This is a genomic window from Geodermatophilus ruber, assembly GCF_900114385.1.
Lineage (GTDB): Bacteria > Actinomycetota > Actinomycetes > Mycobacteriales > Geodermatophilaceae > Geodermatophilus > Geodermatophilus ruber.
Genome location: NZ_FOSW01000028.1, coordinates 1 through 1,839 on the forward strand (window position 1 = coordinate 1; position 1,839 = coordinate 1,839).

General features: G+C 69.1%; 1 protein-coding gene and 1 pseudogene. Both read right to left on the bottom strand.

The genetic code is table 11. The annotated features are described in order from the left end of the window. On the bottom strand, window positions 1-1,178 hold a 1,178-nt coding region (locus BMZ50_RS24915), incomplete at its 3' end, for a HAMP domain-containing protein (protein ID WP_245753830.1). Between the two features lie 307 nt (window positions 1,179-1,485). Next, a pseudogene (locus tag BMZ50_RS23455) lies at window positions 1,486-1,839 on the bottom strand (methyl-accepting chemotaxis protein); the annotation flags it as partial.

Here is a 1,839-nt window from a genome sequence, read left to right on the forward strand (position 1 = left end):
TCCGCGATCGAGGTGATCACCTTCACCACGTTGCCGATCTCCGCCGAGGACTCCCCCAGCTTCGCCACCGTCGCCGTCGTCGTCTCCGCGGCCGTGACCGCGCGCGCCGCGACCTCGCTGGCCTCCGCCGCGTTGCTGGCGATCTCCCGAATGGACGCGCCCATCTGCTCCGCGCCGGCCGCAACGGTCTGCACGTTCCGCGAGACCTCCTCCGCCGCGCTCGCGACCACACCCGACTGGGCCGAGGTCTCCTCCGCCGACGCCGAGATCTGCGCCGAGGACGCCGACAGTTCCTCAGAGCTCGCCGCCACCGCGTCCGCGGACGACGCGACGGAGGACAGCACTCCGCGCAGGTGGCCGACGGCCTCGTCGAGGGCGGCGGCGGTGCGACCGACCTCGTCGTCCTGGGTGACGCCGCTGGACTTGGTCAGGTCACCCGCCGCCAGGGCGGTGGCCACGTCCATGACGGCGCCGAGCGGGCGGGTGATCCGCTGGGCCACCATGAAGGCGGCCGCCAGGACGAGAAGGGCCCCGAGGACGATGATCCCGATCATGATCTGCGTGGTCTGCGCCTGCTGGTCCTCCGCCGCCGTGTGCGCCAGGTCGACGCGGTTCGCCAGGGACTCCCGGAGCGCGGCCGTGAGGTCGATGACCTCGTAGTAGACGCCGAAGGAGTCGTTGAGGATCATCGCCTCGGCCGTCTCCGTGGCTTGAGGGGTGTTCTGGGCGAACAGCGCGACCACCTGGTCGTCGATGGCGAAGAACTCGTCCCACTTGACGAGGATCTCGTCGTAGATGGCAGCCTCGCCCTCGGTCAGCAGCTCGACCGGCGCCTTCTCGAGCTCGCCGAGCAGCCGCTCCGTGACGTCGAGATAACCGGCGCGGTTGCTGCCCTCGATCGGCTGGACAGCCTGGGCTGCTCCGACCTGGTAGACGTCCCACGCGTAGGCGATCTGCCAGCCGCTGATGTCGGTGTTGTAGGTCTCGATGGTCTGCACGTAGCTCTCGGCACTCTCGAGCGCCGAGACCTCGTCAAGGCTCTCGCCTGCGCTCCCGAGTCCGTTGATGGCGAAGGTGCCCACCGCGATGGCGGCGGCCATGCCGGCGGCACCGACGGCCAGGATCTGGCCGCGGACGCCGATGCGGCGCCTGCCAGTGCTGGTGGTTTTCTCGGTCATGACCGGTGATTCCTTTTCTTCCTGTATGGGCGGGTGCGGAGGTGGAGCGGGCCACGCCGGCGGAGGCCGGCGGCCACCGATGTCTGACGCGAGAGAGGGCTCAGGAGTCACAGGCGTTGCACTGCGCAAACTAGGGCGATTTAGTTTCATGAAGGGGTGTCTGGGCTGCGTGTCTAACGCGGCGGGAAAATAGGTCGGCGACCGTTCCGCCATTGTCGACTTGTCCCCCGGAATGTCTGTCCTGCAATGCCACGGGGGTCGCGACCGGCGAACCGGTCACCACCCCTGAGACGGCAGGATCAGTGCGTCAGAAGCTGAACCTGCCGACGGTGGAGCGCAGGTCGGTGGCCATGCGGGACAGCTCATCGACTGCGGTCCGGGTCTGGGTCAGCGCCTGGGTGGTCGACTCCGCCGCCGACGAGACGCCGGTGATGTTGCCGGCGATCTCCGTCGTGCCGGTGGCGGCCTCCTGCACCGATCGGGCCATCTCGTTGGTCGTCGCCGTCTGCTCCTCCACCGCGGAGGCGATGGTGGTCTGCCGATCGGAGATCTGCGCGACGATCTGCGAGATCTCCCCGATCGCGGCCACCGCCGCGGTCGTGTCACCCTGGATCGCCTGCACCCGCCGGGCGATGTCCTCGGTCGCCTTCGCCGTCTCCTG